At 64.8% G+C, this 13,316-nt stretch carries 16 protein-coding genes; 10 read left to right on the forward strand and 6 right to left on the reverse strand.

Going from position 1 to position 13,316, the window contains the following annotated elements:
* Together VDP82_RS06050 and VDP82_RS06055 are read right to left on the reverse strand one after the other, a co-directional pair.
* Window positions 1-569, reverse strand: a 569-nt coding sequence (locus VDP82_RS06050) for a PilZ domain-containing protein (RefSeq protein WP_323013950.1), incomplete at its 3' end; no start/stop codon positions are given.
* Window positions 570-697: 128 nt separating this feature from the next.
* Window positions 698-1,348 carry a PAS domain-containing protein gene (locus VDP82_RS06055; protein WP_323013951.1) on the reverse strand — a complete coding sequence of 217 codons (651 nt, stop codon included), beginning with the start codon at window positions 1,346-1,348 and terminating at the stop codon, window positions 698-700.
* Window positions 1,349-1,529: 181 nt separating this feature from the next.
* Here VDP82_RS06055 and VDP82_RS06060 point away from each other — a divergent pair, with 181 nt between their 5' ends.
* The gene (locus tag VDP82_RS06060; protein WP_323013952.1) at window positions 1,530-2,273 is read left to right on the forward strand and encodes a rhomboid family intramembrane serine protease; all 744 of its coding nucleotides are present in this window, start codon (window positions 1,530-1,532) and stop codon (window positions 2,271-2,273) included.
* Here VDP82_RS06060 and hisI read toward each other — a convergent pair.
* Both hisI and folE read right to left on the reverse strand, forming a co-directional pair.
* Window positions 2,270-2,725, reverse strand: a complete 456-nt coding sequence (gene hisI, locus VDP82_RS06065) for a phosphoribosyl-AMP cyclohydrolase (protein ID WP_323013953.1) — start codon at window positions 2,723-2,725, stop codon at window positions 2,270-2,272. The genes VDP82_RS06060 and hisI overlap by 4 nt on opposite strands.
* Window positions 2,726-2,736: 11 nt before the next feature.
* Window positions 2,737-3,342: a GTP cyclohydrolase I FolE gene (folE, locus tag VDP82_RS06070; protein ID WP_323013954.1), complete on the reverse strand. Its 606-nt coding sequence runs from the start codon at window positions 3,340-3,342 to the stop codon at window positions 2,737-2,739.
* 141 nt (window positions 3,343-3,483) lie between these two features.
* On the opposite strand from folE, the gene VDP82_RS06075 reads away from it, so the two are divergent.
* From VDP82_RS06075 to arfB, 5 genes are all read left to right on the forward strand, one after another.
* Window positions 3,484-3,936 (forward strand): iron-sulfur cluster assembly scaffold protein, encoded by a 453-nt coding sequence (locus tag VDP82_RS06075; protein ID WP_323013955.1) that lies wholly within the window; start codon window positions 3,484-3,486, stop codon window positions 3,934-3,936.
* Complete coding sequence (gene yidD / locus VDP82_RS06080; RefSeq protein ID WP_416347085.1) at window positions 3,936-4,247, forward strand: membrane protein insertion efficiency factor YidD; 312 nt, start codon at window positions 3,936-3,938, stop codon at window positions 4,245-4,247. Before VDP82_RS06075 ends, yidD begins: the two co-directional genes overlap by 1 nt.
* Before the next feature lie 74 nt (window positions 4,248-4,321).
* A complete protein-coding gene (gene thrS / locus VDP82_RS06085) occupies window positions 4,322-6,307 on the forward strand; it encodes a threonine--tRNA ligase (RefSeq protein ID WP_323013956.1) in 1,986 nt (661 codons plus the stop codon).
* Window positions 6,307-6,537 carry a hypothetical protein gene (locus tag VDP82_RS06090; protein ID WP_323013957.1) on the forward strand — a complete coding sequence of 77 codons (231 nt, stop codon included), beginning with the start codon at window positions 6,307-6,309 and terminating at the stop codon, window positions 6,535-6,537. The genes thrS and VDP82_RS06090 overlap by 1 nt, the downstream gene beginning before the upstream one ends.
* A gap of 15 nt (window positions 6,538-6,552) precedes the next feature.
* Window positions 6,553-6,981 (forward strand): alternative ribosome rescue aminoacyl-tRNA hydrolase ArfB, encoded by a 429-nt coding sequence (gene arfB, locus VDP82_RS06095; protein WP_323013958.1) that lies wholly within the window; start codon window positions 6,553-6,555, stop codon window positions 6,979-6,981.
* Window positions 6,982-7,026: 45 nt separating this feature from the next.
* Here the strand turns inward: arfB and VDP82_RS06100 are convergent, their stop codons facing one another.
* Both VDP82_RS06100 and VDP82_RS06105 read right to left on the reverse strand, forming a co-directional pair.
* Entirely contained in the window at window positions 7,027-8,859 is a 1,833-nt protein-coding gene (locus VDP82_RS06100) for a hypothetical protein (protein WP_323013959.1), read from the reverse strand.
* Window positions 8,860-8,910: 51 nt separating this feature from the next.
* Window positions 8,911-9,888: a hypothetical protein gene (locus VDP82_RS06105; protein WP_323013960.1), complete on the reverse strand. Its 978-nt coding sequence runs from the start codon at window positions 9,886-9,888 to the stop codon at window positions 8,911-8,913.
* Window positions 9,889-10,068: 180 nt separating this feature from the next.
* Here VDP82_RS06105 and VDP82_RS06110 point away from each other — a divergent pair, with 180 nt between their 5' ends.
* The 4 genes from VDP82_RS06110 (at window position 10,069) to VDP82_RS06125 (ending at window position 13,172) form a co-directional block, all read left to right on the forward strand.
* Complete coding sequence (locus tag VDP82_RS06110) at window positions 10,069-10,644, forward strand: nitroreductase (RefSeq protein WP_323013961.1); 576 nt, start codon at window positions 10,069-10,071, stop codon at window positions 10,642-10,644.
* Between the two features lie 86 nt (window positions 10,645-10,730).
* Window positions 10,731-11,516 (forward strand): transglycosylase SLT domain-containing protein, encoded by a 786-nt coding sequence (locus tag VDP82_RS06115; protein WP_323013962.1) that lies wholly within the window; start codon window positions 10,731-10,733, stop codon window positions 11,514-11,516.
* Between the two features lie 244 nt (window positions 11,517-11,760).
* On the forward strand, window positions 11,761-11,916 hold the full coding sequence (locus VDP82_RS06120; RefSeq protein WP_323013963.1) for a hypothetical protein: 156 nt from the start codon (window positions 11,761-11,763) through the stop codon (window positions 11,914-11,916).
* 56 nt (window positions 11,917-11,972) lie between these two features.
* Window positions 11,973-13,172 (forward strand): DUF2336 domain-containing protein, encoded by a 1,200-nt coding sequence (locus VDP82_RS06125; protein ID WP_323013964.1) that lies wholly within the window; start codon window positions 11,973-11,975, stop codon window positions 13,170-13,172.
* Window positions 13,173-13,316 lie beyond the last annotated feature (144 nt).

Below are 13,316 nucleotides of genomic sequence, written 5' to 3' on the forward strand. Positions count from 1 at the left end.
ACCCCGTTCTGGAAATGGCGCACCACGCGGGCGCGCATGCGGCCCAGGGTGACGGGCGTGCCCATGGCGGGGCGCACGTCGAGCTCGATGGCGGCGCCGGACAGCGAGATGTCGATGATCTTGCAATTATAGCGCCGCCCATCGTCGAGCACGACGGTGGAGTGGCGGATATCGGGCACCACGCGCTCATGCCGCCGGTCCTCGGGCAGATTGAGCACATCCTTGTTGGCCAGCCAGGTCAGTTGCGCGGCCATCTTGTCGCGCTTGCGCGGCGAGGCGGCGATATCCATGGCGAAGCCGCCGTCGATGATGGCCTGAACACTGCCTTCGACGCGGCCGATATGGTCGATATAGGCAACCACCTTCTCGCCGACCATGCCGGCGACCGGGGCGATGACCATGGCGTCGCCCGGCGACATTTCCAGGATCTGGCAGGGAAATTCCCGGCGGTCGGCCAGCATGTAGCGGCCCAGGATCGACACCTTCACGCGCTGGAAGCGCGTATCCTGCGCAAGCGGCCGGACGGCAGGCGCAGAAAATTGAGGGGAGTGAAGGTCGTCGCTGAGCATTCGCCGGACCGTAAAGCCTGAGGTTTCAAGCCCAAGCTATCGGCTCTTGGTTAACGCAAGGTGTTGCCGTCCGGGAATTTGCGCAGTGGAAATCGTTGAAAATTGAAGCGTTTTATCGCTATGAGGCGCTATCGGCGCCCACCGTCGATCACCGCCAGATGCGCGTAGCGGCGGGCGCTGCGCCCATAGACGGTGGCCGGCATGGCCACCGGGGTCGCCGGCGCGAAGCCGATATCGCCCCCGATATTGGCCGCCATGTCGCGCACGCCCTCGTCGGCGGCGATATCATCCGGCCAGATCAGGCGCAGCCCGGTGATGCGCTGCTCGAGAATCGGCTGAACCCCCAGCCAATAGGGCTCTTCCAGCGCCGTCATGGCGCCCAGCAGGCGCGTATGGGTGGAGCCGTTGTGCCGCAGCGGCATCAGGATGGTCTCGAAGCTCACCTTGGTGTGTAGGGCCGTGCTGCCCTGAAAGGTTACCAGCGCCACGGCGTGGTCTTCGGTGACGGCGCGGATGAGGGTCTCGACGGCGTCGGTGTCGCGCTCATGCCAGAGGCCGGAGAAGGAGCGTCCCTTGAGCTCGCGGCCGTAGCTTGTGCACAGATGCGAGCCGGCCAGACGGAACGAGAACTTGTCATTGTCGGCCAGCTCGAGAATGAAGGTATTGGCCAGCGCCTCGCGGATGCGAGTCGGGTCGATATCCTTGCGGTCGGGCGCGCTGCGGGAACCGCGAATGGAATTCCAGTAGTCGTAGAGTGTCCTGGTGCTCGTCTTCTGCATGGTTCTGCCGCCGATTATCCAATTGCCGGCATTCCCGCCTGGAACGCCTCCGCCGCAACGCCGACATTGGCAAAACCGGCGACCAAAATCGCTCTTAAAGAAAGGTTAAGGTTAACGCGGCGGCCCCGATGTGGAAAAGAACGGTACAAGGCGCGCGACGCCGGCGAGTCGGAGTGAAGCGATGAGTGAGCAAGGTGGGGAGCCGGCAAAGGCCGGGCAGGCGGGGCGCGAGCCGATTTTCCTTTTGCCGGGCGCGGTGACGGCGGTCATCGGCGTTCTGGTGGCGATTCACCTTGCGTCAAGCATGGTGCTTAACCAGACCGCGTTGCTTCAGCTCTATTTCTGGTTCGCCTTCCAGCCGCTGCGCATCCTGGCCGGAATGGAGGATATCTCCATGGCCGTGCCGCTGATCTGGACGCCCTTCAGCCATGCCCTGCTGCACGGAAGCTGGGAGCATCTCGGGGTCAATGCGGCCTGGTTCGCCATTTTCGCCACGCCGGTGACACGGCGCTACGGCGCCGGACCGATGCTGGCGATCTTCTTCATCTCTGCCGCCGCCGGGGCGGCGCTGTTCGCGGCCACGACGCTTTATTCGGGCCAGTATGCCTACCTCATCGGCGCTTCGGGCGGCGTGGCGGGGCTGACCGGGGCGGCGGTGCGCTTCATTTTCCAGCCGATCCTGGTGACGCGCCATCCCGAGACGGGGGAGCGAATCGTCCTGGGCCGGCAACTTGCCGGGCTGCGGCAGCTCTGGGCCGACAAGCGGGCCCGCTTCTTCACGCTTATCTGGGTGGTGGTGAACGCTGCCGTGCCGCTGGCGCCGCTGTTCGTCGGCCAGGATTTGGGCATCGCCTGGCAGGCGCATCTGGGCGGCTTTGTCGCGGGCCTGCTGGTTGTGGGACTGTTCGAGCGCCGCGCCCGTTAGTGGCCTTTGTAGATCTGTGCGGGGTCGAAAAGCCGGGGCAGGCCGGTATCCTGCAACTGTACCTGGTTCCCCGCCACCACGGCGCGACGGTAAAAGCAGCTTTTGCGGCCGGTATGGCAGGCGGCTCCCCGCCCGGTCTGGCGCACCACCAGCACCATGGCGTCCTGGTCGCAATCGGTGCGCAGTTCGACCACTTCCTGGATTTCGCCCGAGCTTTCGCCTTTTTTCCAGAGAGCCCTGCGCGAGCGCGACCAGTAATGGGCGATGCCGGTTTCCAGCGTCAGCGCCAGAGCCTGGGCATTCATATGCGCCAGCATCAGTACTTCGTTGCTGCCCGCCTCGACCGTGACCACGGTGACGAGGCCGGCTGCGTCGAATTTGGGAGCGAAGTCCGTGCCTTCTTCCAGTTGCGCGTGGGTGAAGGCGGCGGGATCGGCGAAGGTGATGGGCATGGTCCTATCCCTCAGGCGCGGCGGATCATGGCGAAGAAGCGATCCTGCTGCTGATGGTCCTTGGCGAAAATGCCGCTGAAGCGGTGCGTGACGGTGGTGGCGCCATGCGCGCGCACGCCGCGGATCGACATGCACATATGCTCGGCCTCCAGCACCACGGCGGCGCCCCGGGGGGTCAGGTGCTCGTCGATGGCCTCGATGATCTGCGAGGTCAGGTTTTCCTGGGTTTGCAGGCGCCGGGCGAAGACCTCCACCAGCCGGGCGAGCTTGGACAGGCCCACCACGCCATCCTTGGGCAGATAGGCGATATGGGCCTTGCCGACGAAGGGCACCATATGGTGCTCGCAATGGGAGCTGAACGGAATGTCGCGCACCAGCACCACGTCCTCATAGCCGCCGACATCGTTGAAGGTACGGGCCAGCACTTCGCGTGGATCCTGCGTGTAGCCGGCGAAAAACTCACCATAGGCGCGGACCACCCGGCCGGGGGTTTCCAGCAGGCCCTCGCGGCTGGGATCGTCCCCGGCCCAGGCAATGAGGGTGCGCACGGCGGCCTCGGCCTCCTCCTGCGTGGGGCGAGGGGCGGCGGCCTCGATCGGCCGGGCATGAGCTTCCATGAAGCGGCTCCTTTACGCGGGTCTGTTGCCGGTCGTGGGGGAATTCGCACGAGTCGGTTCGGGGCGACCCTGACAGCCTGTCTGCGGCGTCCTATATAGAAACTGACGCCCCTGGTCACAAGAAACAGAATTATACGCAGAATGGATTTGAGCGATCTCTATTCCGAAAAAATACTGGATCTGGCGGCAAACGCCATCCAGCCGGGGCGGCTGGCCCAGCCCGATGGCAGCGCGCGCAAGGTGAGTCGCGTCTGCGGCTCTTCCATCGAGGTGGATGTGAAGCTGCACAAGGGGATCATCTGTGCCTATGGCCACGAGATTTCCGCCTGCGCGCTGGGGCAGACCTCGGCGGCGGTGGTAGCGCGAGAAATCGTCGGTACGCCGGTCGTGGAGTTTCGGCACTTGCGCGAGGCGATGTACGCTATGCTTAAACAAGACGGCCCCCCACCGCAGGGGAAATGGCGCGACCTGGCCTATCTCGAGCCGGTCCGCGACTATCATGCGCGCCATATGTCCACGCTCCTCGTCTTTGATGCAGTGGTGGAGGCAATCGAAAAAGCCGAGTCGGCAGAATCGGTTGCAGCAGAAGCATGATGAAAAGAGTCATGGCGCGCCTGCTCTGGCTGGTGGACCTTCCCTTTCGGGCGGTGGCGGTGCTGCTCATCACGATCTATCGCTATACGCTCTCGGCGTTCATGGGGCGGAGCTGCCGGCACTTGCCCACCTGTTCGGAATATACCGGCGTCGCCATCTGGACATTCGGCTTCTGGCCCGGCGGCTGGATGGGGCTTTCACGCATCTGGCGGTGTCGGCCGGGGGGAACCCATGGCTATGATCCGGTGCCCGAAAGCCTGCCCGAAGCGGCGCGCTGGTATCGCCCCTGGACCTATGGGCGCTGGAAATAATGCACAATCGTGCTAGAGAGGCGCTCCTGTAGCGCTTTTGGCTACTTCCCAACCCAAATTTCTGGAGACACGAAATGTCGATCAAGGTGACGTTCCCCGATGGTGCTGCACGCGAATATTCGCGCGGCACTACCGGCACCGAGATCGTGGAGGGGATCTCCAAGTCTCTGGCCAAGAAGACCGTCGCCATGCGCTGGAACGGCGTGCTGAGCGACCTTTCCGACGCGCTGGGCGAAGATGGCCGCATCGAGTTCGTCACCCGCGACAGCGGCTCCAAGGACGTATTGGAGCTGATCCGGCATGATGCCGCCCACGTTCTGGCCGAGGCGGTGCAGGAATTGTGGCCCGACACGCAGGTGACCATCGGGCCGGTGATCGAGAACGGCTTTTATTACGACTTCTATCGCGAGGCGGGTCCGTTTTCCGAAGACGAGCTGCGCCAGATCGAGAAGAAAATGAGCGAGATCATCGAGCGCGGCGCGGCCTTCACCAAGGAAGTGTGGACGCGGGACGAGGCCAAGGATTGGTTCGAGGCCAAGGGCGAAGCCTTCAAGGTCGAGCTGGTCGATGCCATTCCCGCCGACCAAAGCATCAAGATGTACAAGCAGGGCCAGTGGATGGACCTCTGCCGCGGGCCGCATATGCGCTCGGTCAAGGATGTTGGGCAGGCCTTCAAGCTGACCAAGGTGGCCGGTGCCTATTGGCGCGGCGACAGCAACCGCCCGGTGCTGAGCCGCATCTATGGCACCGCCTTCGCCACGCGCGAAGAACTGGACGCCTACCTCCATATGATGGAGGAAGCCGAGAAGCGCGACCACCGCCGGATCGGCCAGGAAATGGACCTCTACCACTTCCAACCCGAGGCGCAGGGCTCGGTATTCTGGCATCCCAAGGGCTATGTGCTCTACAACCAGATGGAGACCTATATCCGCCGCCGGCTCAACGGCGCCGGCTATGTCGAGGTCAAGACCCCGCAATTGATGAGCTCGAAATTCTGGGAATTGTCGGGCCATTGGGGCAAATATCGCGAGAACATGTTCGTGGTGCCCGATGAGGTGCCCGGCACGGAAGATGACGCGCCGGTGCTGAGCGGCAAGAGCGAGCTGATGGCACTCAAGCCGATGAACTGCCCGGCCCATGTGCAGATCTTCAACCAGGGCATCAAGTCCTACCGCGACCTGCCGCTGCGCATGGCCGAATTCGGCTGCTGCCACCGCAATGAGGCGCATGGGGCGCTGCACGGGCTGATGCGCGTGCGCCAGATGACGCAGGACGATGCGCATATCTTCTGCCGCGAGGACCAGATTCAGAGCGAAACCGAGCATTTCGTGCATCTGCTCTATTCGGTCTATGCCCATATGGGCTTTGACAATGTGGTCATCAAACTGGCCACCCGCCCGGAAAAATTCGGCGGCACCATCGAGCGCTGGGACGCGGCCGAAAAGGCGCTGGGCGACGCGCTGCGCGCCACTGGCTACGATTTCGAGATCGCCGAGGGCGAGGGGGCTTTCTATGCGCCCAAGCTCGAATTTCACCTCAAGGACGCCATCGGGCGAAGCTGGCAGGTGGGGACGCTGCAACTCGATTATGTGTTGCCCGAGCGGCTGGATGCCACCTATGTGGCCGAGGATGGCAGCCGGAAATATGCGGTGATGCTGCACCGGGCCATCCTGGGGTCGCTGGAACGGTTCATCGGCATGATGATCGAGAACTATGCCGGCAAGATGCCGATGTGGCTGGCCCCGACCCAGGTGGTGGTGGCGACCATCGTTTCGGAGGCGGACGATTATGCCGAGAAGCTGGTGCGTCGGCTCAAGGCCGCAGGGATCCGTGCCGAGATCGACAGCCGCAACGAGAAGATCAACTACAAGGTGCGCGAGCACTCGGTGGGCAAGGTGCCGCTGATGTTCGTGGTGGGCAAGCGCGAGGCCGAGGAGGGCACCGTTTCGGTGCGCCGGCTGGGCACGGAAGGGCAGAAGGTCGAGCCCTTCATGGATGCGCTGGTCGCCCTGATGGCCGAGGCGGCCCCGCCCGATTTGCGCGACAAGGCTGCCGCCTGATGCCGTTGCGGCCATCGAACCGGGAGATCAAGGCGCTCACCCATCTGGGCGAGGACAATGCCCTGGGCCCTGGCGACTTCAAGGATATCGGCGAAAAGGTGTTTGCCGCCATGCTCAAGAAGGGCTGGGTGGTGCCGGCGGAAGGATTGCCCGGGAAATACCGGGCGACGATCAAGGGCCTCACCATCCATGAGGGCGAGATTATTTTCGCCGGACGCCTGCGGCGATAAGCAAAGGAGCGGGAAATGGCTGACCCAATCGTCATAACCCGCTCCATCCGCATCGATCCGGCCGAAATCGAGGAAAATTTCGTGCGCGCGGCGGGGCCGGGCGGGCAGAATGTCAACAAGGTGTCGAGCGCGGTGCAATTGCGGTTCGACCTGGCCAATTCCCCCAATATTCCGGCGGCGATGAAGCGGCGCGTGGCAGCGCTGGCCGGGCGGCGGCTCACCAAGCAGGGTGTGCTGGTCATCACCGCCAACAGTCATCGCGATCAGCCCCTCAACCGCGCCGAGGCCTTGGAGCGGCTGGTGGCGCTGCTGGTCGCAGGGGCGCATGTGCCCAAGCCCCGCGTGGCGACGCGCCCGACATTGGCCTCCAAACGCCGGCGGCTGGAGGCCAAGACGGTGCGCTCGCAGGTCAAGCAGATGCGCGGGCGGCCGAGCGAGGAGTGAAGCTCTCGCCACAAGCGGGCGGAGGCGGGGTTGAGAGCCCCGTCCCTATTCCGCGCTTGCCTTGAGATCGACCTTGCCCACCAGGCTGGCGGGGTTGTCTTCGGCTTCCATGAAGTCGGTTATGCCCAGTCCGGCTGGGTCCTTGGCCTTGAGGTCGATGGTGAGCCGGCTGGCCTGGCCGGAGACGAAATCATGGATGGCGGTGCCGATATTCTGCGCCTCGGCCGCGCCGGCCAGCGTGCTGATGACCAGGCCCTGGGCAATGCCGCCATAGACGGCGCGCAGGGTGGCCGCATCGGACTTCTGCTCGGCGGCGAGGCGGGTCAGGGCGATGTCCATGAGGCCGGTATCGGCGATGTCGAGATTGAGGGCGCTGATGCCCAGGGCCATCGAGGCCATGAGGGCGATGTCGGGGTCGAGATTGAACAGGGCCTCGGTGGCGTTGGTCAGCGTGGCGGTGACGGCGACGGTGCCCAGATCGGCGCCGGTTACGGAGAACTCCTTGATATCGATGATGCTTTCGGCGCTGTTCCAATTGGCGCTGAGAGCGAAGCCGGCATCGATGGTAGTGATGCCCGCCGCGCGCAGCTGGGCGATGAATTCCTCGTCGCTCTCGGCCGGCAGGTCCACCACGATATTGCTGGCGCGGGTGGAAACCTGGCTGGGGATGGCGTTGACATAGGCGCCCAGCGAGAGATCGAAGGCGCCGACGCTCGCCTGAACGCGGCTGTTTTCGTCTTCCGAATCGGGGATGTCGATCATCAGGTCGCTGAAGGAGAAGCCGGAAATGGCGGGCATGAGATTTTCGGCATTGGCTTCGAGCCAGGCCTCGTCGATGAGCTCGGGGGCCGAGGCGATGGTGGCGAGCAGCGACGAGTAGTCGATTGGCTTCATGGTGGCGTTGCCGATGCGCACCTGGCCGTCATTTTCCACGGTGATGTCGAAGCCATTCATGCTGATGACGGGCGATTGGCCCGGCGTCGCGGCGCCCATGTCGATGCCGGCGATGGTGAAGCTCATGGCGCGGTTCTGAGCGTCGACGCCCGAGCAACTGATGCCGTCATAGCTGGCGGGAGCAATTTCGAAGGCGGTGAGGATATCGGCGAGCGCGCGCAGGGCCTTGCCCATCAGCGCAGGGGAGGGGGTGTCGCCTTCCGCCTCCATGGCCTCGCTCAAGGCGATCAGCTCGATGAAGGGCGTTTCGAGCGGCCGGGCGCGGACTTCGCCGACGGAGAGGGCCCCGATATCGCAGCTGACATCCTCGGCGGAAAGATGTCCGCCGGCAAAGCTGTATGGGCCGGTCAGGGTCTCGAAGCCGGTGTGGCTGGTCTCCACCAGGCCATAGACGCCGAGCATGGCGCGGATATTGATCTCGGTGGCCGTCAGCGCGCCGAATTCGGCATGGCCGCGCTCCTGCGCATCCAGGGTGATGCCGTCGAGGGTGAGGCTGGCGGCGATGCCGTCGCGAATATCGGTCAGAACAAGGTTGTTGAGCGTTATCAGGGTCTTGCGGGTGGTGTCGCCCCTGGTGGTGAGGGTCTGGACGCTGATTTCGGGAATGGCGACGCTCTTGGCGGTGAGGCCGGCAAGGGCCTGGGCATTCTCGGCCACGGCGCCGTTGAGAATATCCATCAGCGTCGCGTCATCGACATTGGAGTCGATGGTTTCGATGCCGGGAATGGACAGCACGATATCGGTCTGCGGCTCCGGCTCGGGCGCCGTATCAGGCTGGGCCTGGGCGGCGGCGCGATCGGCCTTGGCCTGCTCCTTGGCGGACAGTGCCTGGGCGGTGGCGGGGGTAAGGCTGAGCGCCGTGCCCATGAGGCAGGCGGCGGCAAGGGCGGTCAGGCGGCGTCGGGACGTGGGGTGAAACAGCATGGCGGATCTCCTGCATCGACGGCGTAGTGTGGCTAGGGGCGATGGGGGCGGTCAATAGACCGCGGTGAGCACCTCGACCTCGCGGGCGGCGCCCGGCTGGACCTGGAAGTCGCGATTGTAGACCTGGGTTCCGAGCTTGGCGAAAACCAGATAGTCGCCTTGGGCCAGGACGGTCGAGGGAAAGGCTCCCAGATCGGAAAAAACCGTTGTCCCATCAGCGGTTTTGACCGTCCATTCGACGTCGGCAATGGCCTCGCCGCCGGCTTCGGAGACCAGCTTGAAGGAGATTTCGCTGGCGTGGTGATAGAGCGTGGCGTCGGTCAACTGGCCCGACTCGACCCGCAGGTCGGCGCGCACCAGCGCGTTGACCGAGCCGAAATGGGAGACGATGTGGTAGATGCCGGTATTGAGAGTGACGATTTCGTTGGGCAGAACCCCCTGGGCCACCAGCGCCCGGTCGTTTTCCTCTCCGGCAGTGTAGATGTCGAATTTGAGCAGGCCGCCGGGGATGGGGATGTCGCCGGTGATGGCGGAGTTCAGCCGCAGGGCGCCGGCATCGAGGATGAAGGTTTTCTCATTGGTTCCGGCGGACACGCCGAGGGGCTCGCTGACCTGGGCGCGGCCGTAAGCGAGGTGAACTACGTAGTCGCCCGGGGATAACTCAAGACGCGGCGCGGCCAGATCGGATTTGGCCACCAGCGCCAGCTCGCCATTGGCGTCCGGACGGGTGTCGAATATACGCCAGACCAGCCCATCGGGGATAAATGCGCCCTCGCTGGTGATGCGGGCGTTGAGCGTGACCGGCTGGGGCGTGCTGGCAAGGGCGTTGACGGCTTCGGTGGCCGGGGTCGGCGTGGCGGGGACAGGGGCGGCAGTCGGCGCGGGCGCATCGGGATTGGGGCGTGGGCGCGGCATGGGCGGCATTTCGGCTGCGCTTTCCTGTGCCGTGGCGATGGCCATCGGCCCCAGCGCGGGGATGGCCGCCAGCATCAGGGCCAGAAGAAGGGCGGGGAAGGATCGCTGGCGCATCAGGGGTTCCTTGTGCCGGTGCCGGTTGAATCGCATGCCTCATAGGGCGCGATTGGGGAGAAGCTGTGTCACAGTGCGGCGGCCAAGAAAACACCGCCGCGCGGGGAGAAGTGTTTTTCACAGGAGGTTCTGGCATGTATTGGCGCTTGCGGCTATGGCTCCTGAGCCAAGGAGATCGCCATGCCAGCCAATAATGCCGTTCGTGATTATCTGCTGACCCGTCGCTCGGTGGGCAGCGCCTTTCTCAAGGACCCCGGGCCGAATGCGGCCGAGCTGGAGCAGATGCTGACCATCGCCACCCGCGTGCCCGACCATGGCAAGCTCACGCCCTGGCGGCTGGTGGTGATCGAGGGAGACGCCCGGCGCCAGGCCGGGGATAAGCTCGCCGACATCGCGGCGCGCAAAATCGCCAATATCGACGCGGCCGGCATCGAGGTCGAACGGCAGCGCTTCCTGCCGGCGCCGCTGACCATCGGGGTCATCTCCTCGCCCAAGGAAAATCCCAAGGTGCCGGAGATCGAGCAGCTGCTTTCGGCGGGCAATGTTGCCTTCAATCTGGTCCATGCCGCCCATGCGCTGGGCTTTGCCGCCTCCTGGGTGACGCGCTGGTATGCGTTCGATCCCGAGGCCGCCGCCATGCTGGGGACGCGGGAGGGAGAGCGGTTCGTGGGCTTCGTGCAGATCGGCACGCCAAGCGTGGTGATCGAGGACAGGGACCGGCCCGACCTCGCCAATATCGTCAGCCACTGGGCGTAGCGCGAAGGGGAATTGGTTAACGGACTGTTAACCCCGAGTGTCCCCTAATGGCACATCCCAGTAGCGTTTCGTGACGATTCTTCCCCATGGGCGTGCAGCCGATATCCGTGCCACAAAGCCTGGCCTATGTGCTGACCTCGGCGGGAGACCGCAACGGGGTGGATTTCGATTATCTGCTGCAAACGGCGCTGCGCGAGAGCAGCCTCAATCCGCAGGCGAAGGCCCAGACCTCATCGGCGGTGGGGCTGTTCCAGTTCCTTGAGGGCACCTGGCTACAGGTGATGAAGGAAGAGGGGCCGCGCCTGGGCTATGGGCAGATGGCCAATTCTATCGAACGCACCAGCGACGGGGATTACGTGGTGCGCGATCCCGAACGGCGCGCCGAAATCCTCAAGCTGCGCGAGGACCCCAAGATCGCCGCTGACCTGGCGGCAGCCTTTACCCGCTCCAACGGGGATTACCTGACGGGCCGGTTCGGACGACGGCCGAGCGCGGGCGAACTCTATATCGCCCATTTCCTGGGCGCGCAGGGGGCAGAGCGCATGTTCACGGCGGGCTTGAGCAATCCCGATCAGGTGGCGGCCAATCTCTTTCCAAAGCAGGCAGCGGCGAACCGCGCCATTTTCTATGCCAACGGCCAGCCGCGCACCATCCGCGAGGTCTATCGCGTGCTAGTGGCGCGCCATGAGGGCGGCACGACGCAGGCGCCTTTCGCCGCCCAGCAGATGGCCGCCCAGCCCGAGGCCGCGCCGCCTCTGCCCTCGCGTTTTTCGCCCGAGAACATGTCGTTTACCGGGCTGTTCAGAACCGAACCGGAGGAGGAGGCGCAGGAGGGGGGCGGGGCCTTCTTCACGCAATTATACGCGCGCTAGATGCCTTCACCGGTTAGTGAAAGCATCTAAGCGTTTGTTTTAACGCGTTTCCGAGGCGGAAAACCGGTATCCACTTTTCCTGTAGCGCTCGATAGGCGCTTGCGGAATGACCCATGATCGAGAGAAGGCGCGGGACAGGGGCAGTTTTAACCAAGTTTTGTCCTATCGGGTTTGCCGGGCGTTAACGCGGTGGTGCTCCGATAGGCTCGGCTATCCGACCGGACCCGCGCCCAGGAGATTTCCGATGCGCCACATGTCGTCTGCTCCCTCCACGCCCGTTTTCGCCCTGCCGCGCGGCTGGGTGGTGCTGGGCGCGGCACTGGCAAGCTGGCTGGTCGTGCTGGCGCTCTGGGCCGGGCTGGCGCAGGCCTTCGCGCTGGTGTCAGCGCTTTTATGGTGAACCGTTCCTTAAACCTTCCCGCCTAGGGTGATCCGTGCCCAGGTGCGGAGTATGGAATGGTTGCGTATCAGCAGTTCGTGTCGCTTTCCCAGTCGCTGGACAGCGAGGAACGCGGCAGCGCGGCGCATCTTTCCGCCCTGGCCTATCTCAATCATGTCGGACCTGCCGACGAGCAGGCGGCGCTCTATGCCGCGCTGATCGGATTTCTCGACGACCCGTCGGTGAAGGTGCGGGCGGCGCTGGCCTATGGGCTTTTGCATTCGAGCGCGGCTCCCCGCCCGATCATGCTGGCGCTGCTGCATGACAGCGCGGTCATCGCCCGGGCGGTGCTGCAATATTCGCCGGTGCTGATCGATGCCGATCTCATCGGGCTGATCAGGACGCTGGATGTTTCCATGCTGGTCTCGATCAGCCAGCGCGCCCAGATCAGCCCGAGGCTGGCGGCGGCGCTGATCGCGCGGGGCGACCAGGGGCTGACGCTGCGCCTGCTGCGGCGCCACGATGTGGAGCCCGGCGCGGCGGTGCTGGTGCAATTGAGCGAAACGCTGGGCGACAAGGCGGCGCTGCGCGGGGCGCTGCTGGCGCGGCCCGACCTGCCGGCGGGGGCGCGGCTTTTGCTGGTGCGCAAGGCCACCGAGGCGCTGGCGGGCGCGCGCATCGTCAAGGGCGCGCTGGCGCCGGATCGTCTGGGGCGGCTTTTGCGCGACGGCATCGACACGGCGCTGGCTGTCATCGGGGAAGGCGAAGCAGGGCAGGCGGGCCGGCCCTATGTGCGCGACCTGGTGGGCGGCAAACAGGTCAATACCCGCGTGCTGCTGCATGCGGTGGTAACGGGACATGTGATGTTTTTCGCCGATTGCCTGGCCGAGTTGGCCCAGGCGCCGCGCGACAAGGTTTTCGCCCTGCTCGAAAGCGGCGGGCGGCCGGCGCTCAATGCGCTTCTGGCCCGGTGCGGGCTGGGGGCGGGGGTGCGGAACCTGCTGGCGCGGCTGGTGCTGCATGCGCGGGCCAGCGACCTGGCCGACGATGCGGCGGCGCGCCATTATGTGGTGACGGCGCTGACCGAGGAACTGATCGCCGAGCATGACGGGGTCATTCCCGCCGAGCTGGAAGAGGCCTTCGCCTATCTCAGCGAGCAGAACATTCTGCTGGCCCGCAAGGCGGCGCGCGGCGTGATGGCGGCTTTCGCGCAGGAGGCCAGCGAGCCGATGGCCTTGCCGGGAGTGGATGAGCGGCTGGCATTGCCGGCGGCGTAGGGACTGTTATCCGGCGATTGGTGGGTTGTGCCCCACCCCCACCCATCCTCCCCCATCAAGGGGGAGGTGCCCCTTTGTGGCTGCGGCACCATTGTGCCAAAAGCACCGGATTTCCCCTCCCCCTTGTTGGGGGAGGATGGGAGG

Source organism: Devosia sp., assembly GCF_034675085.1.
Classification (GTDB): domain Bacteria; phylum Pseudomonadota; class Alphaproteobacteria; order Rhizobiales; family Devosiaceae; genus Devosia.

What these genes read in the sequence shown, in the direction of transcription:
- hisI (WP_323013953.1), bottom strand. Translation starts at nt 2,725, where the DNA reads ATGCCCATCACCTTCGCCGATCCCGCCGCCTTCACCCACGCGCAACTG.
- arfB (WP_323013958.1), top strand. Translation starts at nt 6,553, where the DNA reads ATGGCTGACCCAATCGTCATAACCCGCTCCATCCGCATCGATCCGGCC.
- VDP82_RS06110 (WP_323013961.1), top strand. Translation starts at nt 10,069, where the DNA reads ATGCCAGCCAATAATGCCGTTCGTGATTATCTGCTGACCCGTCGCTCG.
- VDP82_RS06075 (WP_323013955.1), top strand. Translation starts at nt 3,484, where the DNA reads ATGGATTTGAGCGATCTCTATTCCGAAAAAATACTGGATCTGGCGGCA.
- VDP82_RS06115 (WP_323013962.1), top strand. Translation starts at nt 10,731, where the DNA reads ATGGGCGTGCAGCCGATATCCGTGCCACAAAGCCTGGCCTATGTGCTG.
- VDP82_RS06120 (WP_323013963.1), top strand. Translation starts at nt 11,761, where the DNA reads ATGCGCCACATGTCGTCTGCTCCCTCCACGCCCGTTTTCGCCCTGCCG.
- VDP82_RS06090 (WP_323013957.1), top strand. Translation starts at nt 6,307, where the DNA reads ATGCCGTTGCGGCCATCGAACCGGGAGATCAAGGCGCTCACCCATCTG.
- VDP82_RS06060 (WP_323013952.1), top strand. Translation starts at nt 1,530, where the DNA reads ATGAGTGAGCAAGGTGGGGAGCCGGCAAAGGCCGGGCAGGCGGGGCGC.
- folE (WP_323013954.1), bottom strand. Translation starts at nt 3,342, where the DNA reads ATGGAAGCTCATGCCCGGCCGATCGAGGCCGCCGCCCCTCGCCCCACG.
- VDP82_RS06100 (WP_323013959.1), bottom strand. Translation starts at nt 8,859, where the DNA reads ATGCTGTTTCACCCCACGTCCCGACGCCGCCTGACCGCCCTTGCCGCC.
- VDP82_RS06055 (WP_323013951.1), bottom strand. Translation starts at nt 1,348, where the DNA reads ATGCAGAAGACGAGCACCAGGACACTCTACGACTACTGGAATTCCATT.
- VDP82_RS06105 (WP_323013960.1), bottom strand. Translation starts at nt 9,888, where the DNA reads ATGCGCCAGCGATCCTTCCCCGCCCTTCTTCTGGCCCTGATGCTGGCG.
- VDP82_RS06125 (WP_323013964.1), top strand. Translation starts at nt 11,973, where the DNA reads ATGGTTGCGTATCAGCAGTTCGTGTCGCTTTCCCAGTCGCTGGACAGC.
- thrS (WP_323013956.1), top strand. Translation starts at nt 4,322, where the DNA reads ATGTCGATCAAGGTGACGTTCCCCGATGGTGCTGCACGCGAATATTCG.
- yidD (WP_416347085.1), top strand. Translation starts at nt 3,936, where the DNA reads ATGAAAAGAGTCATGGCGCGCCTGCTCTGGCTGGTGGACCTTCCCTTT.